A 23,087-nucleotide genomic window follows, 5' to 3' on the forward strand; every position below is an offset into this window, starting at 1 on the left:
GGCAGGTCGGCGTGCGGCATGCCGGTGCTGAAGCCGACCTGGAGGCGGCCGCGGGACAGCACATCGCCCGTCGGCAGGAACCACCCCCCCCGTGTCAGGGGCCGCTGGTCAGACGTAGGCGCAGATCGCGTACACGCTGATGCCGACGCTGGAGTAGCCGTCCTGCCGGCCGAGGGCGATCCAGCCGGTGCCGTCGGAGGTGGGGAAACTGCCCACCAGGATCGCGCCGTTGCCCTGGGCCTCGCCGCCGCCCCCGATGACCTTCTTGCCCGACGGGCAGTACACGGTCCGGCGCTGGAAGTTGGGCACGTTGGCGTTGGGGAGCTGGACGATCTGGTAGCCGTCCACGGTCGCGGCCCGAGCCGGCGCCTTGGCCGCGGCGGCCAGGCCGGTGGCGGGTTCGCTGCTCGTGGCCTGGGCCGCCCAGCCGGCGCCGGACACCAGAGCCAGTGCCAGAACGCCCGCACCGATCGCCTGCTTGCCTCGCATACACATGTCCTTTCGTCCCACAGGCTCCGCGGCAGCGGAGGCCTCTCGGACGCCATGGTGGTGGCACGGAACAGACAGCAAGCGGGCAATCCGCATTAAACGCCACGATGGGTCGAATGCGGATCATGGGGCGCGTTCATGGCCGCCGGATGCCCCTCGCGCCCCGCGCCGCTCCCCCTCCGAAGAGCGGGAGCCAGGGAAACAGCCCGTTCATCTCAGGCGGAACCGACGGTAACAACCGCTTTCTAGCGTGACGGCACAGCATCCGCACCCAGCCCCCGGGGGAGATGTGACATGAGCACAACCGGTTCACGAGCGACGGCGGCGGAGCCGACGAGGACCGTCGCCGACCAGGCGGTCAAAGAGACGCTGGAGGACTACACCCTCCGCTTCGCGCCCCGCAGTTACCGCCGCTGGACCCCCATGGTCGTCGCCACGACGGCCCTCGGCGGCATCGCCTACATGGCCGACTTCTCCATCGGCGCCGGCATCGGCCTGGCCCACGGCACCGGCAACGCGCTCGTGGCGATCGCCGTCGCCGCGGCCGTCATCTTCGTCACCGGCTTCCCACTGGCGTACTACGGCGCCCGCTACAACATCGACCTCGACCTGATCACCCGCGGCTCCGGCTTCGGGTACTACGGCTCGGTCCTCACCAGCGTCATCTTCGCCAGTTTCACCTTCATCTTCTTCGCCCTCGAAGGCTCGATCATGGCCCAGGGCCTCGAGCTCGGCCTCGGACTGCCGCTGTGGCTAGGCTACTTGGTGTCCACGCTGATGGTGATCCCGCTGGTGATCTACGGCATGAAGGCGCTCAGCAAGCTCCAGGTGTGGACCACCCCGGTCTGGCTGCTGCTCATGGTCGGCCCTCTGGTCTACCTCGTCGGCACCGACCCCGGCACGGTCGACCGCTTCCTCGCCTACGCCGGCACCGACGGCGAAGGCGGCGTCGACACCGCTTCCGTGCTCCTCGGCGCGGGCGTGTGTCTCTCGCTCATCGCGCAGATCGGCGAGCAGATCGACTACCTGCGCTTCATGCCGCCCAAGACCGCGGCGAACAAACGGTCCTGGTGGACCGCCGTCATCATGGCCGGCCCCGGCTGGGTGGTGCTCGGCGCGCTCAAGCAGGCCATCGGTGTCTTCCTCGCCGTCTACATCCTGGCCGAGGTCGGCGCGGACGCGGCGCCCGAGCCGATCCAGCAGTTCCGCGGCGCGTTCGACGCGATGATGCCGTCCTGGATGGTCGTGCCGCTGGCCGTGGCCCTGGTGGTGATCAGCCAGATCAAGATCAATGTGACGAACGCCTACTCCGGCTCGCTGGCCTGGACGAACTCCTTCACCCGGATCACCCGGCACTACCCGGGCCGCATGGTCTTCGTCCTGGTCAACCTGGGCTTCGCGCTCGCGCTGATGGAGGCCGACATGTTCAGCTTCCTCAACGGCATCCTGGGCTTCTACTCGAACTGTGCCATCGCCTGGGTCGTCACCGTCGCCACCGACATCGGGATCAACAAGTACCTGCTGAAGATCTCCCCGCTCCGGCCGGAGTTCCGCCGGGGCATGCTCCACGCGGTCAACCCGGTCGGCGTCGTGTCCTTCGTCGCCGCCTCCGGCCTGTCGATCGCCCTGTACTTCCATCTCCTCGGCGACACCCTCCAGCCGTACTCGCCCGTGGCCGCGGCCGTCATCGCCTTCGTCCTCACCCCGCTCATGGCGATCGTCACCAGGGGCAGGTACTACCTGCGCCGCACCGACGACGGCATCGCCGAGCCCCTGCTGGACGCGGACGGCAACCCGAGCGCGACGACGTACGACTGCCATGTCTGCCACCAGGCGTACGAGCGCCCCGACCTGGCCGCCTGCGCCACGCACGACGCCCTGGTCTGCTCGCTGTGCCTGAGCACGGACAAGGTCGCCGACCACGTCCTGCCCGCCGGCGCGTAGGCCGAGTCGGGCGAACGCCACGCGCCGTCGGCCGGACGGCGCGTGGCGGCGGCGAGGGGACGGGCGACGTCCACCACGAGCTTGTCGGACAGCTGCGTCACCTTGAACGGAAGCCGGGCGCGCACCCCCAGACCGACCTGGCTGTACCCCTCGAAGCCGGCACCGAACTCGGTGTCGCGGAAGGTCCGGTAGCCCGTCAGGTCCACCCCGGGCAGCGGCCGCTTGCCCTTGGCCGGGTAGGTCGACCGGTGGTGCTCCAGGTCGTACGACGCGGCGGCGACGCGAATCTCCAGGATGGCACCGCCGGACACCGGGATCGGGTCCCCGCTGCCCTCCTGCGCGAAGATGTCGACGCAGGTCCTCCGGGCACGGCAGATCGACCGGTTCCATGTCGTGGGGCACTCGACGGGCGGCCCTGACCGCCCTGCTGCTCGCCGACGGCGCCCCCGACCGGACCGCGAGCTTCACCGACCTCGACCGGTTCCTCGGGCTCCCCGTCCCGAGGATGTTCATGATCTCGTCTCACGGGCCGACGTCGCCGCCCGAGCGCCGGGAGGAGCTCGGCCTCGGCGGCCGGACGGCAGCCTAGACCCGGGAGTCCGGCTTCCAGTCCTGGGCGAGAAGCCCGAGCAGCACCTCGTCCAGGAACTCGCCCAGCACCCAGGCCGAGGAGCGCAGCAGGCCCTCGCGGACGAAGCCGTTGCGCTCGGCGGCGCTCAGCATCGCGGCGTTGTCGGACAGCGTCTCGATCTGCAGCCGATGCAGGCCGCGCACCACGAAACCGTAGTGGCACAGGACCGCGACCACGTCGGTGCCGTAGCCCTTGCCGCGCGAGGCCGGCAGCAGGCCCAGCCCGATGTGTGCGCACCGGCTGTGCGTGTCGATGCCCCACAGCGTTGCGGTACCGACCAGCGTGCCGCCCTCCAACTCCACCACGGAGAACGGGACGTGCCCCTGTTCCTTGTCGTCCACCACGAGCCGTGGATCCTTCGAACCGGGGGTGATCGGCCGCCAGGGCCCGCTTTCGGCCCGCGAGCCGTTGACCACGTCGTCGAAGAGCTCCGCCCGCAGGATCGGGATGTCCTCCTCGTGCCGAGCCCTGAGCCCGACCTTACTGCCTCTAAGCATGCAAGCTTCTTATCCGGCCGGACCGGCCTGCGGCAAACCAATATCCGGTCGCCCCCCCGTCGCTGGAGCGGGCGACTCATGACTCCCGGTGTCTGCCGACCGACTCCGCCCCGCGGGGCCGTGTCGGTCGGCAGGAGGTTTCTCGAGGGCGGGTCAGTCGGACGAGGCCGTCGGGGTGAGGCGGACGGGGAGTTCGAAGAGGTCGTTCTGGGTCACCACGGGCTTGTTGCGCAGGGCCGACGGCGGTACCGCGAGGTCCAGGCCGGGGAAGCGGGCGTAGAGCGCGGGCAGCGCCACGTCCGCTTCCAGGCGTGACAGTGCCGCGCCGGGGCAGACGTGCGGGCCGTGGCCGAAGGAGATGTGGCGGGTGCGGGTCTCCCGGGTGATGTCGAAGTCGCCGGCGGTGGGGCCGTGCGCCTCCTCGTCGCGGCCTATCGCGCCGTAGGAGATGATCAGCGCGTCGCCCGCCGGGAGGACACGGTCGCCGACCGGCACGTCCTCGGTCGCGAACCGGATCAGGACGTGCGAGGTCGGGGTGGACCAGCGCAGCGTCTCCTCGGTCACCGCCGACCAGTCCGCCTTGCCCGCGAGGACGAGTGCCCGCTGCTCGGGGTGGGTGGAGAGGTTGACCACGGCGTTGACGATGAGGGAGATCGTCGTCTCGTGGCCGGCGGCGACCATCAGCTGGAGGGTGGAGACGATCTCCTCGTCGGTGAGGCGGTCACCCTCCTCCGTGGCCTGGATGAGCGCGCTGGTCAGGTCGTCGCCGGGCGCGGCCTTCTTCGCGGCGACCGTCTCGGCCATGATCCCCGCCAGTTCGACGAGGGTGGCGACGACCTCCTCGGGCGGGGTCTGGGTGGAGAAGAACTTCTCGAACAGCTCCTTCAGCCGCGGCAGTCGGCTCTCCTCTATGCCCATGAGGTCGGCGACCACGTACATCGGCAGCGGGTAGGCGAACTCCGCCTTGAGGTCGACGACGTCGGCGTCGGCGGGCAGCCGGTCCAGGAGCTGTTCGGTGAGTTCGGTGATCCGCTCGCGCAGGGTCTCCACCCGGCGCGGGGTGAGGGCCTGCGCGACGAGGCCGCGCATCCTGCGGTGATCGGCGCCGTCCACGGTCAGCATGGAGCGGCCGGGGTTGGCCAGGCCGATCAGGGGCCAGTCGGACGGGATCTCGCCCCGCCGCCAGGCGCCCCACACCTCGATGTCCTTGACCAGGCGCGGGTCCGTCAGCAGCGCCTTGGCCTCGGCGTGCCGGGTGACCGCCCACACGGGCACTCCCCCGGGCAGCTCGACCGCGGCCAGCGGTCCGGCCGCGCGCAGCCTGGCACTCTCACCGTCCAGGTCGGTGACGAACGGATCCAGGGCGATCCGCAGTTCTTCGGTGCCGGACGTCATGATCGGTTGCCTCCCGGGGCAGGGGTGGGGGTGAACCGCACGGGCAGTTCGGTCAGCCCTCGCAGCCAGGGCGAGGGGCGGCGCGTCAGGGTCTCGGCGGGGACGTCGAGGTCGATGTCGGGCAGCCGGTCCAGGACGACTTCGAGGGCGGTCCGGGCGATCACCTCGGCGATCTCCTGGGCGGGGAACGGGCAGCGGTGCTCGCCGTGGCCGAAGGAGAAGTGGGCGTTGTTGCCGCCGGTGAGGTCGCCGCCGACGGGACGCACCTGGGGGTCGGAGTTGGCCGCCTGCAGGCCGAGGAGGAGCAGGTCGCCGGCCCGGATGTGCTGTCCGCCGAGGTGGGTGTCGCGGGACGCCCAGCGGCCGGCGACGTTCTGGGTGGGCGTGTCCTCCCAGAGCACCTCGTTCATGGCCTCGGCGACGCTGTTGCGTCCGCCGAAGAGGGAGGCGGCGAACCGGGCGTCGGTGAGCATCAGCCGCAGCGAGTTGCCGATCCAGTCGGCGGTGGGCTGGTGCCCGGCCGCCATCATCACCATCAGGTCCTGGGCGATCTCCTCGTCGGTGAAGCCGCTGGGGTCGGCCAGCATCCGGGAGACCACGTCGTCGGCGGGCGCGGCCCGGCGGGCGGCGAGCAACTCGCCCATGGAGGTGGCGAGATGGCTCTGTCCGGCGAGGGCGCGCTCGCGGCCGTCGATCATGTCGTTCAGCGCGGTGACCAGACCCGGCCCGTCCTCGTCGGGGAAGCCGTACAGCCGCGCCAGGACACGGACGGGCAGCAGCATGGCGTACTGGCCGACGATGTCGGCCGTCCCCTTGGCGCAGACCGCGTCGATCAGCTCGTCGGCGAACCGCTCGGCGTGGCGGCGCAGTTGGGCGCCGTCGCTGGCCTCCAGCGCGTTGCTGATCATGGCGGCGCGTTCGCGGTGCCGCTCACCGACGGTGTAGAGGATCGACGGCTGCTTGCGGCCGATCATGGGCAGCAGGGGCCAGTCGCCGGGGATGGTGTCCCACTGGTTCCACAGGTCGGAGTCGCGGCTGAACAGGACGGGGTCGCCCGTGACCTGGTGCAGTTCGCGGTAGCCGAGGACGAGCCAGGCCGGGACGTCACCGTCCAGCAGTACGGGGGTGACGGCACCGTGCTCGGCGCGCATCTCCCGGTAGAGCCGGGCGGGTTCGGTCTGGAAGCGCGGACCGCTGAGCGGAACGGCGTCGGTGCTCACGCGAACTCCCGTGGTGATGCGGCGGCCTCGGCCGACTGTCCGGCGTACCGGCGCTGGATGTGCTGGACGAGCGTGATGAGGACCTGCTTGCTGGACTCGCGGGAGCGGGCGTCGCAGTCGACCAGGGGCACGCGCGGGTCGAGGTCGAGGGCCTCGCGGACGTCGTCGTGGGAGTGGCGGGGGCCGCCGAAGTCGTTGCACGCGACGATGAACGGCGTGCCGTGGCGCTCCAGCCGGTCGATGGCGTACCAGGAGTCGTCGATGCGGCGGGTGTCGATCAGGACGACCGCGCCGAGGGTGCCGGAGAACAGCCGGTCCCACAGGAACCAGAAGCGTTCCTGGCCGGGCGCGCCGAAGAGGTAGAGCACATTGCGGGCGTCGAGGGTGATCCGGCCGAAGTCGAAGGCCACGGTGGTCGCGGTCTTCCCCCGGATCTCGCTGATGTCGTCGACGGTCTCGCCGGCCCTCGTCATCGTCTCCTCGGTGTTGAGGGGGCGGATCTCGCTGACCGAACGGACCATGGTGGTCTTTCCGACACCGAAGCCGCCCACGACGACGATCTTCAGACCGTTGTCGGCGGAGGCACCCAGCGGGGTGCGTCCCTCAGAGGTTGCGGAGTCCAACGAGCACCTGCTCCAGGATGTCGGGGTCGGGAAGGACCGAGATGCGGGGGTGGCGGGCGCTGACCTTGCCCGCGGCGAGTAGGTCGGACAGCAGGATCTTGGTGATGCTCACGGGAAGCCGCAGCTCGGCGGCGACCTCCACCACGGCGGTGGGCGCCTTCGCCAGGGCGAGGATCGCCGCGTGCTCGGACTGCATGCCGGGGGCGGCGTCGCTCTCGGCCACCACGAGCGTCACCAGGTCGAAGGGGCTGTCGGGCCCGGGCCGGCTGCGGCCCCCGGTGAGGGTGTACAGCCGGTCGGGAGCGTCGTCCCTGCCGGGCCGCCTCATGCGCTGCGGGGCTGGGCCGTCAGATGTTCCCCGAGCTGTTCCACCAGCTCGCTCATGTTGTGCCCGACGAGACCGGGTTCGGCCTCCTCGTCGGTGACGACGGCCAGATGCGCGCCCTCGCCGGCCTCGACGATGAACAGCGTGCCGCCGTAGAACTCGGTCATCGAGGAGCGCACGCCCCCGCTTCCGTCACCGAACTCGACGGAGGCGCCGTGCGACAGTGACTGGATACCGGCGGCGATGGCGGCGAGCTGGTCGGCCTGGTCGACGGTCAGTTCCGGGGTGCGGCACAGCTTCAGCCCGTCGCGGGAGAGCACGAGGGCGTGCCGTGCGCCGGGGGTGCGCTCCAGGAGCCCTTCGATGAGCCAGGTGAGCTTCTCGTCGGCGGTCGTCGTGCCGGTCATGAGGTGGTGTCGCCTTCCGGGTGCGAGGAGGTGGGTCTTTCGAGGGCCGTCCGGGTGCGGGAGGACGGCGTGGTGTGCGGGTCTGCGTCGACGGCGGGCGGCGTGCCGTCGCCGACGGCCGGCAGCGGGTGGGCGCCGGTGCGCTCGCCCGGGTCGGCCGACGGCAGCCGGTGGCCGCCGGTGCGCTCCGCCGGGTCGGCCGCGCGGACCGCCTGGCGGAAGGCGCCGAAGCGGTTGGCGCGGGTGCGGATGTCCTCGGGCGCGGGCGTGGGGCGCGGGGTGCCCTGGGCGGCCCGGGCGTTCTCGGCGGCGGCCAGGGTGTGGCCGCGTCGGCGCTTGGGCAGTCCGCCGCCCGCCTGCGGGCCGGCGCCGCTCTCCTCCTCGTGCGGCCGGGCCCGCTCCGCGGCCGGGGCGGCGTCGGAGGGTGCGGGGGCGTCGCGGTCCGCGCTCGGGGTGCGGGTCGGGGCGCCGTGCGGGCGCGGGTCCGCGGGGAGCCGTACCGGGGAGGGCTGGGCGGTGAGGATCTCCTGGGGGACGAGCATGAGGACCCCGGTGCCGCCGCGGGCGGAGGGCCGGAACGACACCTTCATGCCGTGCTTGCGCGCGAGACGTCCTACGACGGCCAGGCCGAGCCGGGTGCCGGTGAGTCCGCCGAGTTCGGTCACGTCGCCGGCGACGGCCTGTTCGGCGCGGCGCAGTTGGACGTCGCTCATGACGAGGCCGCTGTCCTCCACCGAGACGATGGCGCCGGCGGGCACTTCCTCGACGTAGACGTGCACTTCGGCGTTGGGGGGTGAGAAGTTGGCGGCGTTGTCGAGGAGTTCGGCGAGCGCGTGCATCACGCCCTCGGCCGCGTGTCCGGCGACCGCGACGTCGCTGACGGAGTGCAGACGGATGCGCTGGTAGCCGCTGATCCGGCCCATGGCACCGCGCAGGATGGACTCCATGGAGATGGGGCGCGCCCAACGGCGTCCCGACCGGGCGCCGGTGAGCACGGCGATGGAGTCGGCGAGTCGGCCGGCCTGTGCCGTGCGGTGGTCCAGGTGCAGCAGGTCGGCGAGGACGTCCTCGTCGCTGTGCCGCTCCTCCATGGCGCGCAGGTCGGCGAGGGTGCCGGTGGCCAGGGCCTGCATACGGGCCGCGGCGTTGGCGGTGGCGGCGACGGCGGTGTCGCGTTCGCCGACGGAGCGGGCGAGTCGCTCGGTGAGGCTGCGCACCTCGGCCGCGAGCCGGGCCCGTTCGATCTCCGTCTCCTTGGCGCGTACGGCGCGCTCGCGGGTGAACTCCTCGGCGAGCCGGGCCCGTTCATGGGCGGCGGCGTCGGTGTGCCGTTGGTGCTCACGGCGCCACTGGTCGGCCTGGAGGTCGCGCTCACGGGTGACCCGCTCGGCGTCGGCTGTGATCGTCCGCAGCGCGGCACGGGCGGCTCGTGCGGACCGCCGCGCCCTGACGGCGACGGTGACGGCCGTGCAGAGCAGGACCCCGGCGATCGCGCCGCCCCAACCCACGATCGCCTGCGCCGACCTGGGCACGGACGTGACGGCCCAGACGACGGCGAGCGCGGCCAGGGCGGCGGTCAGCAGGGGCAGGGGAAGCAGCGCACGAAGGGGGGTTCGGGCGTCGGGAGGGGCGGGCGCGGTCATCGCTCAGGTCCTTGGGCGGCCGCCGGAAAGGCGGCCTTTGTGTCATCCTCGGGGGCAAATTATGCACAGAAAGCTGTAGTCACTGATCAACCGGGCGTCACTATACGAGAGTTTCGATCACTCTCAATAGCTTCCGCCCATCTCCACAGGAACCTCTTCGGCGGAGTGCCTCCGGTCCGTCGCGTGTTGCCGACGCGGACGCCTACGCCGTCTTCCCGATGATGGAAGTCGTCAAGACCGAGAGCCAGGACGCGTCCCCGGTGGTCAGGTGCGGCAGTCGTACGTCAGGTGTGTCGCCGTCGAGGTCTGGGTCACGCTCCGTTGCAGCAGGGTGCGGGGCAGGCCGCCGGTGAACAGGGGTGTGCCCGCGCCCAGTACGACCGGCGCGAGGTGGAGGCTCAGCGCGTCGACCAGTCCGGCGTCGAACGCCGAGCCGATCGTCGCGCCGCCGCCCATGAGGACGACGTCGAGGTCCTTGCCGCTGCGCGCCGAGGCTGCCTCGGCGCGCTCGCGGGCGGCCGTGACGGCGTCGGGCAGACCGGTGGTGACGAACGTCCAGTCGAGGTCGGTGAGGCGTACGGACTCCGGCGGTGAGCTCGTCACGACGACGAAGGCGGGCCTGCCGACCTCGCCGGCGCCGTAGCCGGTCGTGTCGTCCCAGCCGTCCGGCCCGTCGACCAGGTCGAAGAGCCGGCGGCCGAGGACGACGGCTCCCGAGCGGGCGGTGCCCTCGTGCAGGATCCGGCGGTCGTCGGGGTCGTCGGAGAACGCCCATGTGTGGAGGGCCTCGCCGCCGGTGCCCAGGCCGTTGTCCGGGCCGGGGTCGGGTCCGGTGACGTAGCCGTCGAGGGAGACCGAGATGTCAGCGATGATGCGCGTCATACCAGGGCAGACCCCGCGCGTCGCCCGAACTCATCGGTCCGTGGCCACCGCTCCGCCCCGCCGCGCGGGCTCCGGAGCAGGCCGGGTTTCCCGGACCCGGCTCTACCCGCATTTCCCGAGCAAGCACGCCCTCTTCACGGCCGTCCACCGGCAGGCGGCCGACCGACTGCTCGCCGAGACGCGGCTGGACCCCGTGCTCGGCGAGGACCCCACCCCCGAGGGGCCGCCGCACGGGTCCGGTGCGGCGGATCGCGCTGCTAGCGCGCCGTGACCTGGTCCGTCTCCGTCGGGACCTTCGCCCCCGACGAGGTGATCACCTCGGAGTTCCCGGTCCCGCGGTCCATGAGGCCGCCGGTGAAGGCGAGGCCGAGGCCCGCGGCGGCGAGGGCCGCGCCGACCAGGGCGGGTGAGGCCCAGCCCCAGCCGGCGGAGATGGCGAGGCCGCCGAGCCAGGCGCCGCCCGCGTTGGCCAGGTTGAAGGCGGAGTGGTTGGAGGCCGCCGCCATCGTCGGGGCGTCCTTCGCCTTGGCCATCAGCAGCATCTGCACGGGTGTGGTGACGAGGGCGCCCATCGCGCCCATGACGACGAGCGTCAGCAGGGCGGGCACGGTGCTGTGGACCGTGAAGTAGAACGCCACGAGCGTGGCCCCGAGCAGGGCGAGTCCGCCGTACAGCGTCGGGCGCAGGGCGCGGTCCGTCAGCGGGCCCGCGATGAGCGTGCCCAGCGTCATCCCGGCGCCGTAGAGCGCGAGGACCAGGGTGGTCGAGGAGTCGGAGAGGCCCGTGAGGTGCGTCAGGATCGGCACCAGGTAGCTGTAGACGGCGAAGAAGCCGCCGAATCCGACGACGGCGGTGGCCAGTCCGATGGCGACCTGCTTGTTCCCCATCGCCCGCAGTTCATGGCGGACGCCCGCCTGGGAGCCGCGCGGCTGGTGGGGGACGAAGGCGGCCAGCGCGGCGAGGGCGATCAGGCCGATGACGGCGACCGCGCAGTACGCGTACCGCCAGCCGAACTGCTGCCCGAGCGCGGTGCCGGCCGGGACGCCGACGATGTTCGCGACGGTGAGCCCCAGGAACATCCTGGAGACGGCGGTCCCGGCCCGTTCGGGGGCGACCAGCCGGGACGCGACGACGGCGCCCACGCCGAAGAGCGCGCCGTGCGGCAGGCCCGCCAGGAAGCGCGCGGCGAACAGCAGGCCGAATCCGGGAGCGAAGGCGGACGCGAGGTTGCCGATCACGAACAGCCCGGACAGCAGGAGCAGGAGCCGCTTGTGGGGGATGCGGGCGCCGATGCCGGTGAGAACGGGAGCGCCGACGACGACGCCGAGCGCGTAGGCGGAGACGACGTTGCCGGCCTGCGGGACGGACACGCCGATGCCGTCGGCGATCTGGGGAAGCAGTCCCATCGTGGCGAATTCGGTCGTACCGATGCCGAACGCGACGACGGCGAGGGACAGCAGAGCCAGGGGCATGGAGCGGAGGTACCTTTCGGGGGCGACGATCCGGATGCGGCGGAGCGGCGGGGACCGACGTCGCCCTGCTCCGGTGGCCAGTCGCGCCGGCCGCCATTGCCCGGTGCGCCCCCCGGGGCAGGGGAGGCCCACCAAGGTGCAGCAGCGGCGGGAGCGTGCGCATTCCAAGATCGGGCCACGGGGAATATGGCCTGCGTCACACACCGTGAGGATCTACCAGATCAGGCACCAGTAGCCGTCGGAGGTGCCGACGCCTATCCGGGCGGCTCGCGGTACGAGTCGGGGGTCGGGGTCGCCCTGTGCCGACAGTGAGCACGCCGGGTCGCCGACCGTCCCCGAGGCGGCCATGCGCCGGGCGGCGGCCTCGGCCACGGGCGACGTGAACCAGACGGTTGTCGTCGCCGAGCTGCTCGCGGCGGTGGGGGGCGGTGTCGGAGCGGGGGGCGACGGCGGGGCGGACACGGTCGGCGTCGGTCGTGGCGCCGCGGTCGCGGTCTGCGCCGGGTGGGATGACCGTGCGGGCGTCGCCGAGGACACCGGCGTCGAGGGCGATGTCGTCAGCGGCACGGCCGAGGACGGCGGGCGTCCGGCTGTCGCATGGTCGCCGGGGCGCGTCGGCTGTGCCGGGTGCGGTGTCCTCGACGGTGATGGGGAGTGCTGGGTGCCGGTGGGTACGGGACGCGACGTACTGGAGGTCTCCGGGGAGGCCGTCCGTGAGGGCGAGGGGGCGAGGGTGGGCAGGGACAGGTCGGAGGAGACCGAGGGCGACGGTCGGGACGTGCCGTCGTCCGAGGCCGTCAGCGCCCAGATTCCCAGGCCACCCGCGGCGAGGACGACTGCCGCACCCACGATCCACGACGATCTGCTCGGTGGGCGTCGATGACGGCTCATGCCTCTCACTGTCTGCCCGCCCGCCGGTCTTCTCAAGCGGTGGGCCGCCTTTCGTACCCTGGCCCCATGCGGATACGCCCCACTCTGAGCTGGACGCCCACCGAGGGCCTGCCCCCGGGCACCACGGATCTGGAGCCGGTCGTCGACGCCCTGCGCGGCGGCGGTGTGCTCGTGCTCAGCGGGGCGGGCATCTCCACGGAGTCGGGCATCCCCGACTACCGGGGCGAGGGCGGGAGTCTGAGCCGGCACACTCCGATGACCTACCAGGACTTCACCGCCGAGGCGCGGGCCCGGCGCCGGTACTGGGCCCGCAGCCACCTCGGCTGGCGCACCTTCGGCCGGGCGCGGCCCAACGCCGGGCACCGGGCCGTGGCCGCGTTCGGGCGGCACGGGCTGCTCTCGGGTGTGATCACACAGAACGTCGACGGTCTGCACCAGGGCGCCGGCAGCGAGGACGTCGTGGAACTCCACGGGAGCCTGGCCCGGGTGGTCTGTCTGTCCTGCGGCGCCCGCAGCCCGCGCCGGGAACTCGCCCGGCGGCTGGAGGAGGCCAACGGGGGCTTCGCGCCGGTGGCGGCGGGGATCAATCCGGACGGTGACGCCGACCTCACCGACGAGCAGGTCGGGGACTTCCGTGTGGTGCCGTGCGCGGTCTGCGGCGGGGTCCTCAAGCCGGACGTGGTGTTCTTCGGCGAGACCGTGCCGCCGCGGCGGGTCGAGCACTGCCGCAGGCTGGTCCATGAGGCGACCTCGCTGCTGGTCCTGGGTTCCTCGCTGACGGTGATGTCCGGGCTCCGGTTCGTCCGCGAGGCGGCCCTGGCCGGGAAGCCGGTGCTGATCGTCAACCGCGACGCGACCCGGGGCGACCGCCACGCCCTCACCCGCGTCACCCTCCCGCTGGGCGCGGCCCTCACCACGGCCGCCGACCGGCTGGGCGTCCCCGTCCCGCATTCCGTCGACCACTAGGAGTACGGGGACGGCTGGGCGTTGAGGTGAAGCGCAGGCGGAGGCAACGCCCATGAGTACGGCGGTCCTCCGGCACTCTCGGTAACGCCATCCCGTGACTTGAGCGGACAACGCGTCGGGGAAATCATCGGCACTGCACCCATGTCCCGACCCCCTGGAGGAACCCGCCATGAGCAGCCCCTTCGGCAAACCGGACGGCACGTTCCTGGTGCTCGTCAACGACGAGAACCAGCACTCCCTGTGGCCCTCGTACGCCGAGGTGCCGGCGGGCTGGACGGTGGCCCGGGCCGAGGGCTCGCGCCAGGACTGCCTGGACTACATCGGCGAGCACTGGAGGGACATCCGTCCCGCGAGCCTGATCCGGGCGACGGACGCCGACGCCGTACAGGCACGGTGAGTCCGCCCCTCGCGGTGGCGGCCTCGCCCGTCGGGTCACCAGACCGGTGGGTGCAGCGCCAGGACGAGCAGCGTGCACGGCGAGTGCGCCTCGTTGAGCGCGTAGTCGAAACCGCTCGGCACATAGAGGGCTTCGCCGACCCTCAGGCGCAGTTCCAGGGGACGGTCCAGGACGGCGCGGGCCCGTCCGGGCGGTGCCGGTTCGACGCGGCCGTCGCAGCTTCCGCGCACGGGCAGCAGCACGAGGTCGGTCGCCGCGGTGTTGCCGCCGCTCTGCGCGCCGGGGTCCAGGGCCAGATACGAACTCCCCACCCGGCAGGACAGCAGTGCACCGAGGGAGAAGGTGAGCGCCGCCGTGCCGGCGGCCACGCCGTCCGGCTCCGGGCCCGGGTCGGCGCGCCCACGCCGCAGACCGCCGTCCTCCGCCAGCACGGTGTCGACGCCGTCCGGCCACACCAGGGCCGGCCCTCTGTCGTGGTGGACCGACAGGCACAGGGCCAGATCCCTGACGAAGCGCTCCAGATCGGATGTGCCCTCGCCCCGGTCTCCTTCGTAGTCCACGTCCCGCTCCGCTCCGCATCGCACCCGCAACGTCCCGCGTGCCGTGGTTCACGCGCGGACGGCCCGTACGTGGTACTCGGGACTTCCCGGGAAGAGCAGGTCCGCTGTTCCTCCGCCCATGACCGCGGGGGCGAGCGGGCGCCGCGGCCCGGCCCGCCCCAGCGGTTTGCAGGAACTCTGCTGCACACGGAGGGAGTTGCGGGAGTCCCGGGATCACGGTACCGAACCGGTGGCGGGCCCTCTCCACTCCGGGAGGCCCCGGGAGGTCGCAGGAGGTCCAGGGTGATCCAGTGCGTTCGTTCGGGTCAGTCCGCCGACCCCGTGCCGGATCCGGTCGCCGGGATGTCGTCGAGGAGTCCTTGCTGCGCCGCGAGGACTCCGGCCTGGAAGCGGCTCTCGGCGCCCAGGGTCTCCATGATGTCGGCGATGTGTTTGCGCGCGGTGCGCAGGGACATGCCGATCCGGCGGGCGATGCTCTCGTCCTTGAGGCCGGCCGCGAGCAGCCGCACGATCGTCCGGTGGATGTCCTTGGCGACGAGTTCGAGGCCGTCGGCGGCGGCGTCGGAGAACGGCGCGGCCTGCGTCCACGCTTGCTCGAACACCTCGCACAGGTAGTGGACGACCGAGGGTTCCCGGATCACCACCGCGCCCCAGGTGCCGCCGCGTTCGGGGATGAAGGCCACCTTGCGGTCGAAGACGATCAGCCGGCCGAACAGCTCGTGCGCGGTGCGGTACTCGGCGCCGAGGGCGGACACGGTGGCGACATAGGCCTGGCTGGGGCCGTTGAAACGTGCGGTGTGGTGGTAGAGCGTGCGCATCCGCACCCCGCGGGACAGCATCGCGGTGTCGCGGGCCAGCGCCTCCTGGAGCACGGCCGGTAACCGGTTCCCGCCGGGCTGGCTGGTGAGCATCTCCTCGGAGCATTCCTCGGCGGCCCGGTTCAGGGCGGCGCGCACCTCCTCCAGTCCGGGGATCACCTCCAGATCGACGGACCCCCGGCTGAGGCTGTCCCGGTAGTTGACCCGCAGATCGGCGAACTGGTCGCGGATGAGGTGCAGTTCGGCCTGCTGGGTGCGGATCTCCGCCTCCATGGAGATGGTCACCACGGCGGCCACGAGGTCCGGATCGACCGGGCGCAGCCGCGCCGGGTCGTCCAAGTCGGCTTTGAGCAGGCCGAGTTCGGTCAGGGAGACGACGGCGCCTTCCGCCTCGTCACAGCTGAGGCCGAGCTCGCGGGCCGCGCACTCCGGGTCCATGCGTCCGTTCGCCGCCACCCATCGGTAGAGGGCGACCTCCCTGTCACTGAGTCGCACAGGCGGGTCGACTGCCCAGTTATGGTCGGATATAACCATTACATCCCCTGTTCGCTTTGCTGCGGGGCAGCTTGGTGAGCACCTAGGTCGCTGGCCATGACCGCCTTCGGGACGGAACTCTTGAGGCACCGGAGATCGAATAAACGGAACTACCGGTTCCATTCAGGATCAGAACCAGGAGCGCCCCCGTATGAAATCCTTCCGTGCCCACGCCGCAGCGTCCGTCCTCGCGTGCATCGCATTCGGCACGCTGATGGGAGCGACCCACACCCTGTCGGCGCCCGCGCCCGGAACGGCCACGCATTCCGTGCTCGCCGGCACGGGCGAGACGAACGACGACAGCGGCTGGGGCGGTCGGTACGCGAACGGCGTGGTCACCGAAGCGGCCGGCCTCGTCACCGACGGCGACAGCGGCTGGGGCAGCTCGGGCAGCTGAGCCGGTCCGCACAGGGCTCGACGAGCCCCGGGAACGGCGTGACGGGATCGGCCAGACGGTCACCACTCGGCCCGCACCCCCACCGCGTCGTCCCCCGATCACGGCGCACCTTAACCCGCCTCATTGGAGTCCGGCGCGGCGACGCGCGCGAGACACGCCCGGCAGTCCTGACCGTCGAGTCGGCGAAGGCCCGGCCGCGAGGCCCTCGTCTTCATCGAGAAAGGCACACCTGTGAGTCCGTTCGCCGTCGAAATAGTGAAGCAGCTCAGCGACCGTGAGCTCGAAGTACTCGGCTACCTCGCGGAGGGCCATACCTATTCCTCCATCGCGCGCAGAATGAATCTGAGTCCGCACACCGTTGACACGTATCTGCGCAGAATCCGGGGAAAGGCGGGAGTCAGCAACCGGGCGCATCTGATGGTGCTGGCCTTTCAGGTCTCCCGGCACCACGACCTCGGCCTGGCCCAGGCGTAGAGCGGCCCCCGCAGAACGGCGGAGGGCGCCGGCGGATGATCCCGCCGGCGCCCTCCGCCGTCGTGTCGTACCCTCCAGACGCTGTACGGGTCAGGGGCTCTCCCCCCGCGCGACCGGTGCCGGAGCGGTCACCAGAGCCGTGCGGTCCAGCTTGCCGTGGGGGGTGAGCGGCAGGCGGTCGAGATAGTGCAGTCGCTGGGGGAGCATGTGCGCGGGAAGCCGCCCGGCGAGCCGCTCGCGCACCAGGTGCGGGGGAAGGACGTCACGGTCGGCGACCAGGTAGGCGGCGAGTACCGGCGTACGGCCGCTGTCGTCGACGAGGCAGGCGGCGCCGTCGGCGCCGGGCAGGGCGCGCAACTCCGCCTCGATCTCACCGAGTTCGATACGGAACCCGCGCAGCTTGACCTGACCGTCCATCCGTCCCGCGTAGTACAGGCGGCCGTCGGCGTCGGCGACGGCCCAGTCGCCACTGCGGTAGCGGCCGCCCGTGAACCGGTCGGCGGTGAGGGCGGGGCGGCCGAGGTAGCCGTGGCTCACGCCCGCCCCGCCGACCCACAGCTCACCGGGTTGCCCCGGTTCCACCAACTCGCCTTTCTCATCGCGCAGTTCGACGGTGAGATGGCCCAATGGCCGTCCGATCGGGGTGCGTCCGGGACCGGCCTCGGACAGGATGTCGGGCGTGAGCGTGCAGTGGGTGACATGCACGGTGGTCTCCGTGATGCCGTACATGTTGGTGACGGCCGCGGCGGGCGCCGTGCCGGCGGCCCACCAGCGGCGTATGTCGTCGGGCACGAGGGCCTCGCCGCCCAGGAGGACATGGCGCAGGTCCGGCAGCCGCACCGCGCCGGCCGCCGCCTCGGTGACGAGGTTGCCGAAGGCGGAGGGCACCTGGTTGAGGACGGTGACCCGCTCCGCCGCCAGCAGCGCGGCGAAGGCGTCGGGGTCGGCGGCGGTGTCCTTGTCGACCACGACGGCCCGGCCGCCGTACAGCAGGGCGCCCCAGATCTCCCAGACACTGAAGTCGAAGCTCCAGGAGTGGAACAGCGTCCATACGTCGTCCGCGCCGACGTCGAACAGCGGGATCGCGGCGTCCAGCAGGGCCAGCACCTGCGCGTGCCCGACGACACAGCCCTTGGGCGCGCCCGTGGAGCCGGAGGTGTAGATCGTGTAGGCGGTGTCCGGCGGGAGGACGGGGGCGTCGGGGGCGGGCGGGAGGGAGGCGAGGATCAGCGGTCCGAGTGCGGCGAGCACGGTCTCCCCCGGCGCCGGGGGCCCGTCGGTGAGGACCAGCCGGGCCCCCGAGTCGTCGAGCAGATAGCTCTGCCGCTCCCGCGGATACCCGGGGTCGACCGGCAGATAGGAGGCGCCGGCGCCCAGGATGCCCAGGAGTCCGGCGAGCGCGTACCGGGACCGTCCGGCGCGCAGGGCGACGGGCCGACCGGGGGCCACCCGGCCGTGCAGGGCGCGGGTGACGGCGTCGGCCCGCTCGGCGAGCTCGCCGTAGCTGACCGAGCCCAGGGCGTCGGTGACGGCCGTACGGTCCGGCTCGCGGGCGGCGACCGCGCGGAACCGGACGTCGAGGCGGTCCTCGGCGGACGGCCGGGGCGGTCTCATACGGCGCTCCTTTCGTCCGCGGCGGCGGTCCGCTCGCCGGTCAGGGCGTGGGCGAGGTAACTGGCCACGTCGTCGGGGGTGGTGCCGCGTCCGAAGACGCGGTCGGCGCCGAGTTCGGCGGCCATGGCGGGGTCGAAGCGCGGTCCGCCCACCACCAGCAGGGGCCGGCGGCGCCCGGTGAACGCCGCGTCGAGTTCGGCGCTGAGTTCGCGCACGTTGGTCAGGTGCGCGTCGCGCTGGGTGACGGCCTGGGAGACCAGGACGGCGTCGGCGCGCTCGCTCACCGCCCGGTGCACGAGGTCGGCCACCGCGACCTGGGCGCCGAGGTTGACCACGCGCATCGAGTGGTAGTACTCGAGGCCCTTCTGCCCGGCGAAGCCCTTGATGTTGAGGATGGCGTCGATGCCGACGGTGTGGGCGTCCGTGCCGATGCACGCGCCGACCACGACCAGCTCCCGGCCCAGGCCCCGGTGGACGCTCTCGTCGACCTCCTGGGCGGACAGCAGCGGGTACTCCCGTTCCACGACGTCCACGCTGTCCAGTTCCACCCGGTGCGCGACCGCGCCGTAGACGACGAAGAAGGCGAACTCCTCCCCCACCGGCCGGGCATGGACGAGCAGCGGGCGTTCCATGCCCATGAGGCGGGCCAGTCGCAGGGCCGCGGCCTCGGCGAGGGGGCCGTGCGGCAGGGGGAGGGTGAACGACAGCTGCACCATGCCGTCGTCGGTGGTGTCGCCGTAGGGGCGGACCGCGGGCGGCGGCCCTGCGGGGGTGTTCATGGCCGGTCTTCTCCTTCCGGTCCGGGGTCCGCGGACCCCTCCAGCAGTTCCATGGCGGGATTGCGGTAGCCGGGGGCGCGTTCGGCCACGCCGTCCCGGCCCCGGCCGCCGTCGGCGGGCCGGCGCATACCGCCGAAGGTGCCGTCGGCGATGGCGTCCAGCAGTCCGCGCCCGTCCAGCCCCTCCAGCAGGTCGACGGCCTCGCGCAGCACCGCGTCCGCGCGCCGGGCGATGACTCCGCCGGGGGCGGGCCGGAAGTCCTCCTCCAGGGCGCCGGCGGCGTCCCGCACATAGCGGACGTTCTGCAGCGCCAGGTCGCGGTCGGAGAGGAAGGGGGTGACGACGGCCTCGGTCATCATGCCGACGAGCACGATGTCCTGCCGGGTGAGCGCCCCGGCCAGGTTGAAGAACCCGTTGAGCAGATAGCCGCGGAAGACGTCGCCGGTCATGTGGCGGGTGGGCGGCATCCATTTGAGGGGGGCGTCGGGAAACAGTTCGCGGGCGAGCAGGGCGTGGGCGAGCTCCATGCGGAAGGAGTCGGGCAGGTCCGGGTCGATCTCGAAGGCGTGCCCGAGGCCGAGCTGGGCGTCGGTGAGTCCGGCCTCCTTGCCGAAGTACTCGTTCAGGAGCTGGCTGGCGGTGACCGTGTGGGCGGCCTCCATCGCGTCGGCGGTGGTGAGGTAGTTGTCCTCGCCCGTGTTGATCACGATGCCGGCGCGGGCGTGCAGTTGCCGGGAGAACCGCTGGTCGACGAAGGTGCGCAGCGGGTTGATGTCGCGGAAGAGGATGCCGTACATCGAGTCGTTGAGCATCATGTCCAGCCGTTCCAGGCCGGCGAGGACGGCGATCTCCGGCATGCACAGTCCGGAGGCGTAGTTGGTCAGGCGGACGTAGCGGCCGAGCCGGGCCGACACCTCGTCGAGGGCGGCGCGCATCAGACGGAAGTTCTCCTGGGTGGCGTAGGTGCCGGCGTAGCCCTCGCGGGTGGCGCCGTGGGGAACGTAGTCGAGCAGCGACTGGCCGGTGGAGCGGATGACGGCGATGACGTCGGCGCCGCCGCGGGCCGCCGCGACGGCCTGGCGGACGTCCTCGTGGATGTCGCCGGTGGCCACGATCAGATAGACGAGCGGTCCGCGCGGCTCGCCCCACTCCCCGATCAGGCGCTCGCGTTCCCGTCGACGGCCGTCGATGACCGCGAGGCCCTGGGCCATGGCCCGGCGGGCGTCGCGTACGGCGTGCTCGGCGGCGGCGCCCTCGGGGAGCCGGAAGGACACGTCCCGGGCGGTGGCGCGGGCGGCGAGTTCGGTGAGGTCGCGGCTGGGTCCGGTGCGCAGCGCGTGCCAGACCGGCAGCGCCACCCCGTGTTCCAGACCGACCTGGTCGCGGACGGCGTCCACCAGCCGGTTGGCCCAGGGGATGCCCTCGGCGTCGGCGCCGGAGAGCCCGGCCAGCCGCAGGGACGCCCGCTCGACGGCCACGGTGGTGTGGGACCGCGCCAGGTCCACCACCGGGCGACCGGCGCGTACGGCCAACTCCCGTGCGCGGCGCACCAGGTGGGGGTCGAGACCCAGCTTGCCGGCGGTCCCGGCGGCCGGCCGGGCGGCGGCGCGGGCCGGTGCGCGGCGGCGGTCGAACAGCGCCCGTACCCCCGGCTCGGTGCGCACCAGGTCCAGGGCCTGTTCGGCGTGGCCGGGCTGGTAGCCGTTGCCGATGAGCAGGGTGACGTCGGCGCGCAGTCCTTCGGCGCCGAGCGCGGCCGCGGGGAACGAGGTGGCCATCGAGAAGAAGACGACGGTGCCGCCGTCGCGGGTCGCCAGCACCGCCGCGTGTTCGCAGCCGGGTACGTCGGTGCAGACCACGGTGATGTCGACGGGGCCGCCGCATCCGTCGAGCCGCTCGCTCAGCGCGACCGCGTCGCGGGCGTCGGCCCGCAGGACCGTGCCGGCCAGCCCGGACGCGGTGAGCGCGGCCTCCTCGGCGCGGTCGGGCACGACGCCCACCAGTCGTCCGGCGCCCGCGCGGCGGGCGGCCGCGAGGGCCAGACTGCCCGACTTGCCGGCCGCGCCCAGCACGGCCACCGAGGGCGCGGCGCCGGAGCGGGCGGCGTACTCGGCGACGGTACGGGCCGTCAGCGCGGGCGCGCCGCACACGTCCAGGACCGCGAGCGAGAGCTCGTCGGGCAGGTCGGCGGGGAGCGCCGCGGCGACCGACCGCCCGAAGAGGACGGCGTGGCCGCGGGCCGGTACGCGCTCCCCCAGCCCGTCCCAGTCGCGCAGCCCGTCGGTCAGGGTCAGGGGGGTCAGGGTGAGGGAGACCAGACTCGCCACCCGGTCGCCGGTCTTGAGGCCGAGCGGGGTGCGCGGCCCGGCTTCGGCGACCGTGCCGATCAGCATGCCGCCGGAGCCGGTGACCGGGTTGTGCATCTTGCCGCGCTCGCGCACGATCCGGCACACCGCGTCCCGGATCGCGTCCCCGTCGCCGCGGTGCTCCTCGTGGAGCTGCCGGTAGGAGGCGGCGTCGAGGTTGAGGTACTCCACGTCGATGCGCAGCTCGTCCTCGCGCAGCGGGGAGTCGGGGTCGAGCCGGTCGGCGGCCTGCGGCAGCACCCCGGCCGGGGCGAGCACCCGGTGCAGTCCGAGCGGTGAACTCTCCTTCCACGTACCGGCGTTCACCGGGCCTCCTCGGTCCGCCGACGCGCCCAGTGCGCCTGCCCGGCGTCGGGCAGGGTGTGCAGGGGGTCGTAGTAGTGGTGGGTGCGGCGCAGCGCCTCGGGGTCGTCGTGCTCGACGGAGGTCAGATAGTTCTTCGACCAGTCGGAGATGCCGAGTTCGCGGTCGTAGGCGTCGGCCTGGTGCACCCAGCGTTTGCCGACGTAGGGCACGTCGCACACCAGCCGGGGGGTGGCGAAACCGGGCAGATAGCCCATGACGGCGTGTTGTAGGCGCTGGGCCTCGGCCAGCGGCAGCCGCCAGTGCTCGGCGCCGGGCACGATGTCGCAGAGGTAGAAGTAGTACGGCATGATCTGCGCGCTGTCGAGCAGGGCGAAGCACAGGTCGAGCAGGGCCTCGGGCGTGTGGTTGACGCCGTGGAGCAGCACGCCCTGGTTGCGTACGTCGCGCAGTCCCGCGGCGAGCAGGGCGCGGGAGGCCTCGGCGACCAGCGGGGTGATCTGCTGGACGTTGTTGGCGTGGGTGTGCATGGCGAGGCCGACGCCGCGCGCGGACGCCTTGGCGGCGAGCTGGGCCATGCCGTCTAGGACGTCGGGGGCGAGCCAGTGCTGGGGCAGTCCGACCAGGCCCTTGCTGGCGAGCCGGATGTCCCGGATGTTGTCCAGGTCCAGGAGCCGGTCCACGAAGGAACGCAGCCTGGGCCAGGGCACGTTGGCGACGTCGCCGCCGGAGACCACGACGTCGCGCACGGTCGGGGTGGCGCGCAGATAGGCGATCATCCGGTCGAGACGGTCCGCCGGCCGCAGCACGAAGCGGTATTTGTCGATCTGCGGGGTCGAGGTGCCGACCAGGTCCATCCGGGTGCAGTGGCCGCAGTACTGCGGGCAGGTGGTGACGAGTTCGGCGAGCACCTTGGTCGGGTAGCGGTGCGTGAGCCCCTCCACCACCCACATCTCGGCCTCGTGCAGGGAGTCCCGGGAGGCGAGCGGGTGACTGGGCCACCGGGGGTGGCGGTCGCTGGCGACGGGCAGCATGTAGCGGCGGACGGGGTCGGCGTACCAGGCGGTGGTGTCGGGGGCGGTCGACGGGGCGATGGTGTTGAGGACGTGGGGGGTGAGCAGGATCGGCATGGTCGCGAACTGCCGTTGATCGGCGTCGAGGTCCTCGTGGAACGTGTCGTCGAGACCGGCTCCGGCCACCTCGCGCAGCTGCCGGACTCCCTTGACGCAGTGGGCGCGCTGCCACTGCGGGTCGCGCCACTCGGCGGGGGTGACGTGCCGCCAGGCCGGGAAGCGCCGCCAGTCGGGCTCGACGGCCTCGTGCCGGCGGTAGCCGTACGGCTGGGCGAGCGCGTCGGCCGTCTCCCGGGCGGGGGGCGCGGCCGGCGGGGGTGCGGTTCTCACGGGGTGCCTCGGTTTCTCCCGGCCGGGGGCGGCGGGTGGGGTTCGGAGCGGCGCGGC

The 23,087-nt window shown here is 72.5% G+C and carries 24 protein-coding genes and 2 pseudogenes; 8 read left to right on the forward strand and 18 right to left on the reverse strand.

Features of this window, described 5'->3' with window-relative positions; translation table 11 throughout:
* Positions 1-108: 108 nt before the first annotated feature.
* Positions 109-489, reverse strand: a complete 381-nt coding sequence (locus tag ABZ464_RS19635; RefSeq protein WP_359278535.1) for a hypothetical protein — start codon at positions 487-489, stop codon at positions 109-111.
* A gap of 294 nt (positions 490-783) precedes the next feature.
* Between ABZ464_RS19635 and ABZ464_RS19640 the strand changes: the two genes are divergently transcribed.
* A complete protein-coding gene (locus ABZ464_RS19640; protein ID WP_359278537.1) occupies positions 784-2,433 on the forward strand; it encodes an allantoin permease in 1,650 nt (549 codons plus the stop codon).
* Positions 2,434-2,495: 62 nt separating this feature from the next.
* Here the strand turns inward: ABZ464_RS19640 and ABZ464_RS19645 are convergent.
* Positions 2,496-2,771: pseudogene (locus tag ABZ464_RS19645) on the reverse strand (hypothetical protein); the annotation flags it as partial.
* Positions 2,772-2,821: 50 nt separating this feature from the next.
* Here ABZ464_RS19645 and ABZ464_RS19650 point away from each other — a divergent pair.
* Positions 2,822-3,022, forward strand: a complete 201-nt coding sequence (locus ABZ464_RS19650) for a hypothetical protein (RefSeq protein WP_359278540.1) — start codon at positions 2,822-2,824, stop codon at positions 3,020-3,022.
* On the opposite strand, the gene ABZ464_RS19655 is transcribed toward ABZ464_RS19650, so the two are convergent.
* From ABZ464_RS19655 to ABZ464_RS19690, 8 genes are all read right to left on the reverse strand, one after another.
* Positions 3,019-3,561: a GNAT family protein gene (locus ABZ464_RS19655; protein WP_359278543.1), complete on the reverse strand. Its 543-nt coding sequence runs from the start codon at positions 3,559-3,561 to the stop codon at positions 3,019-3,021. The genes ABZ464_RS19650 and ABZ464_RS19655 overlap by 4 nt on opposite strands.
* A gap of 153 nt (positions 3,562-3,714) precedes the next feature.
* The gene (locus ABZ464_RS19660) at positions 3,715-4,956 is read right to left on the reverse strand and encodes a cytochrome P450 (RefSeq protein WP_359278546.1); all 1,242 of its coding nucleotides are present in this window, start codon (positions 4,954-4,956) and stop codon (positions 3,715-3,717) included.
* Positions 4,953-6,176: a cytochrome P450 gene (locus ABZ464_RS19665; protein WP_359278549.1), complete on the reverse strand. Its 1,224-nt coding sequence runs from the start codon at positions 6,174-6,176 to the stop codon at positions 4,953-4,955. The genes ABZ464_RS19660 and ABZ464_RS19665 overlap by 4 nt, the downstream gene beginning before the upstream one ends.
* Positions 6,173-6,766, reverse strand: coding sequence for an ATP/GTP-binding protein (locus ABZ464_RS19670; RefSeq protein WP_359278989.1), 594 nt, complete (start codon positions 6,764-6,766; stop codon positions 6,173-6,175). Before ABZ464_RS19670 ends, ABZ464_RS19665 begins: the two co-directional genes overlap by 4 nt.
* A gap of 13 nt (positions 6,767-6,779) precedes the next feature.
* Positions 6,780-7,127, reverse strand: coding sequence for a DUF742 domain-containing protein (locus ABZ464_RS19675; RefSeq protein ID WP_359278552.1), 348 nt, complete (start codon positions 7,125-7,127; stop codon positions 6,780-6,782).
* Complete coding sequence (locus ABZ464_RS19680; protein WP_359002544.1) at positions 7,124-7,531, reverse strand: roadblock/LC7 domain-containing protein; 408 nt, start codon at positions 7,529-7,531, stop codon at positions 7,124-7,126. Before ABZ464_RS19680 ends, ABZ464_RS19675 begins: the two co-directional genes overlap by 4 nt.
* Positions 7,528-9,174: an ATP-binding protein gene (locus tag ABZ464_RS19685; protein WP_359278555.1), complete on the reverse strand. Its 1,647-nt coding sequence runs from the start codon at positions 9,172-9,174 to the stop codon at positions 7,528-7,530. The genes ABZ464_RS19680 and ABZ464_RS19685 overlap by 4 nt, the downstream gene beginning before the upstream one ends.
* A 264-nt stretch (positions 9,175-9,438) precedes the next feature.
* On the reverse strand, positions 9,439-10,056 hold the full coding sequence (locus tag ABZ464_RS19690) for a dihydrofolate reductase family protein (RefSeq protein ID WP_359278558.1): 618 nt from the start codon (positions 10,054-10,056) through the stop codon (positions 9,439-9,441).
* Between the two features lie 76 nt (positions 10,057-10,132).
* Here ABZ464_RS19690 and ABZ464_RS19695 point away from each other — a divergent pair.
* A pseudogene (locus ABZ464_RS19695) lies at positions 10,133-10,249 on the forward strand (TetR/AcrR family transcriptional regulator); the annotation flags it as partial.
* A gap of 64 nt (positions 10,250-10,313) precedes the next feature.
* Here ABZ464_RS19695 and ABZ464_RS19700 read toward each other — a convergent pair.
* Together ABZ464_RS19700 and ABZ464_RS19705 are read right to left on the reverse strand one after the other, a co-directional pair.
* Entirely contained in the window at positions 10,314-11,528 is a 1,215-nt protein-coding gene (locus tag ABZ464_RS19700; RefSeq protein WP_359278561.1) for an MFS transporter, read from the reverse strand.
* A 213-nt stretch (positions 11,529-11,741) separates the two neighbouring features.
* Positions 11,742-11,900, reverse strand: a complete 159-nt coding sequence (locus ABZ464_RS19705) for a hypothetical protein (protein ID WP_359278564.1) — start codon at positions 11,898-11,900, stop codon at positions 11,742-11,744.
* 7 nt (positions 11,901-11,907) lie between these two features.
* On the opposite strand from ABZ464_RS19705, the gene ABZ464_RS19710 reads away from it, so the two are divergent.
* From ABZ464_RS19710 to ABZ464_RS19720, 3 genes are all read left to right on the forward strand, one after another.
* The gene (locus ABZ464_RS19710; RefSeq protein WP_359278567.1) at positions 11,908-12,411 is read left to right on the forward strand and encodes a hypothetical protein; all 504 of its coding nucleotides are present in this window, start codon (positions 11,908-11,910) and stop codon (positions 12,409-12,411) included.
* 74 nt (positions 12,412-12,485) lie between these two features.
* Entirely contained in the window at positions 12,486-13,385 is a 900-nt protein-coding gene (locus ABZ464_RS19715) for an NAD-dependent protein deacetylase (RefSeq protein ID WP_359278570.1), read from the forward strand.
* 169 nt (positions 13,386-13,554) lie between these two features.
* A complete protein-coding gene (locus ABZ464_RS19720) occupies positions 13,555-13,782 on the forward strand; it encodes an MbtH family protein (protein WP_359278573.1) in 228 nt (75 codons plus the stop codon).
* A 35-nt stretch (positions 13,783-13,817) separates the two neighbouring features.
* Here ABZ464_RS19720 and ABZ464_RS19725 read toward each other — a convergent pair whose 3' ends face one another.
* Entirely contained in the window at positions 13,818-14,342 is a 525-nt protein-coding gene (locus ABZ464_RS19725) for a hypothetical protein (RefSeq protein ID WP_359278576.1), read from the reverse strand.
* 305 nt (positions 14,343-14,647) lie between these two features.
* Positions 14,648-15,655 carry a helix-turn-helix transcriptional regulator gene (locus ABZ464_RS19730; protein ID WP_359278579.1) on the reverse strand — a complete coding sequence of 336 codons (1,008 nt, stop codon included), beginning with the start codon at positions 15,653-15,655 and terminating at the stop codon, positions 14,648-14,650.
* 190 nt (positions 15,656-15,845) lie between these two features.
* Here ABZ464_RS19730 and ABZ464_RS19735 point away from each other — a divergent pair, with 190 nt between their 5' ends.
* Positions 15,846-16,091 (forward strand): hypothetical protein, encoded by a 246-nt coding sequence (locus ABZ464_RS19735; RefSeq protein WP_359278582.1) that lies wholly within the window; start codon positions 15,846-15,848, stop codon positions 16,089-16,091.
* Positions 16,092-16,346: 255 nt separating this feature from the next.
* Positions 16,347-16,565: a helix-turn-helix transcriptional regulator gene (locus ABZ464_RS19740; RefSeq protein ID WP_359278585.1), complete on the forward strand. Its 219-nt coding sequence runs from the start codon at positions 16,347-16,349 to the stop codon at positions 16,563-16,565.
* Between the two features lie 90 nt (positions 16,566-16,655).
* Here the strand turns inward: ABZ464_RS19740 and ABZ464_RS19745 are convergent, their stop codons facing one another.
* From ABZ464_RS19745 to ABZ464_RS19760, 4 genes are read right to left on the reverse strand one after another with little or no spacing between them, the layout of a single operon-like run.
* A complete protein-coding gene (locus ABZ464_RS19745; protein ID WP_359278588.1) occupies positions 16,656-18,179 on the reverse strand; it encodes an amino acid adenylation domain-containing protein in 1,524 nt (507 codons plus the stop codon).
* A complete protein-coding gene (locus ABZ464_RS19750) occupies positions 18,176-18,958 on the reverse strand; it encodes an OAM dimerization domain-containing protein (RefSeq protein ID WP_359278591.1) in 783 nt (260 codons plus the stop codon). Before ABZ464_RS19750 ends, ABZ464_RS19745 begins: the two co-directional genes overlap by 4 nt.
* Positions 18,955-21,630: a lysine 5,6-aminomutase subunit alpha gene (locus ABZ464_RS19755; RefSeq protein ID WP_359278594.1), complete on the reverse strand. Its 2,676-nt coding sequence runs from the start codon at positions 21,628-21,630 to the stop codon at positions 18,955-18,957. The genes ABZ464_RS19750 and ABZ464_RS19755 overlap by 4 nt, the downstream gene beginning before the upstream one ends.
* Positions 21,627-23,030, reverse strand: a complete 1,404-nt coding sequence (locus ABZ464_RS19760) for a lysine 2,3-aminomutase (protein ID WP_359278597.1) — start codon at positions 23,028-23,030, stop codon at positions 21,627-21,629. Before ABZ464_RS19760 ends, ABZ464_RS19755 begins: the two co-directional genes overlap by 4 nt.
* Positions 23,031-23,087 lie beyond the last annotated feature (57 nt).

This window comes from Streptomyces sp. NPDC005820 (assembly GCF_040630255.1).
Classification (GTDB): Bacteria; Actinomycetota; Actinomycetes; order Streptomycetales; family Streptomycetaceae; genus Streptomyces.

Bases quoted from the DNA above. Each gene is read 5' to 3' on its own strand.
- ABZ464_RS19635 (WP_359278535.1), bottom strand. From the start codon at position 489: ATGCGAGGCAAGCAGGCGATCGGTGCGGGCGTTCTGGCACTGGCTCTG.
- ABZ464_RS19640 (WP_359278537.1), top strand. From the start codon at position 784: ATGAGCACAACCGGTTCACGAGCGACGGCGGCGGAGCCGACGAGGACC.
- ABZ464_RS19650 (WP_359278540.1), top strand. From the start codon at position 2,822: ATGTCGTGGGGCACTCGACGGGCGGCCCTGACCGCCCTGCTGCTCGCC.
- ABZ464_RS19655 (WP_359278543.1), bottom strand. From the start codon at position 3,561: ATGCTTAGAGGCAGTAAGGTCGGGCTCAGGGCTCGGCACGAGGAGGAC.
- ABZ464_RS19660 (WP_359278546.1), bottom strand. From the start codon at position 4,956: ATGACGTCCGGCACCGAAGAACTGCGGATCGCCCTGGATCCGTTCGTC.
- ABZ464_RS19675 (WP_359278552.1), bottom strand. From the start codon at position 7,127: ATGAGGCGGCCCGGCAGGGACGACGCTCCCGACCGGCTGTACACCCTC.
- ABZ464_RS19680 (WP_359002544.1), bottom strand. From the start codon at position 7,531: ATGACCGGCACGACGACCGCCGACGAGAAGCTCACCTGGCTCATCGAA.
- ABZ464_RS19685 (WP_359278555.1), bottom strand. From the start codon at position 9,174: ATGACCGCGCCCGCCCCTCCCGACGCCCGAACCCCCCTTCGTGCGCTG.
- ABZ464_RS19690 (WP_359278558.1), bottom strand. From the start codon at position 10,056: ATGACGCGCATCATCGCTGACATCTCGGTCTCCCTCGACGGCTACGTC.
- ABZ464_RS19700 (WP_359278561.1), bottom strand. From the start codon at position 11,528: ATGCCCCTGGCTCTGCTGTCCCTCGCCGTCGTCGCGTTCGGCATCGGT.
- ABZ464_RS19715 (WP_359278570.1), top strand. From the start codon at position 12,486: ATGCGGATACGCCCCACTCTGAGCTGGACGCCCACCGAGGGCCTGCCC.
- ABZ464_RS19720 (WP_359278573.1), top strand. From the start codon at position 13,555: ATGAGCAGCCCCTTCGGCAAACCGGACGGCACGTTCCTGGTGCTCGTC.
- ABZ464_RS19735 (WP_359278582.1), top strand. From the start codon at position 15,846: ATGAAATCCTTCCGTGCCCACGCCGCAGCGTCCGTCCTCGCGTGCATC.
- ABZ464_RS19745 (WP_359278588.1), bottom strand. From the start codon at position 18,179: ATGAGACCGCCCCGGCCGTCCGCCGAGGACCGCCTCGACGTCCGGTTC.
- ABZ464_RS19750 (WP_359278591.1), bottom strand. From the start codon at position 18,958: ATGAACACCCCCGCAGGGCCGCCGCCCGCGGTCCGCCCCTACGGCGAC.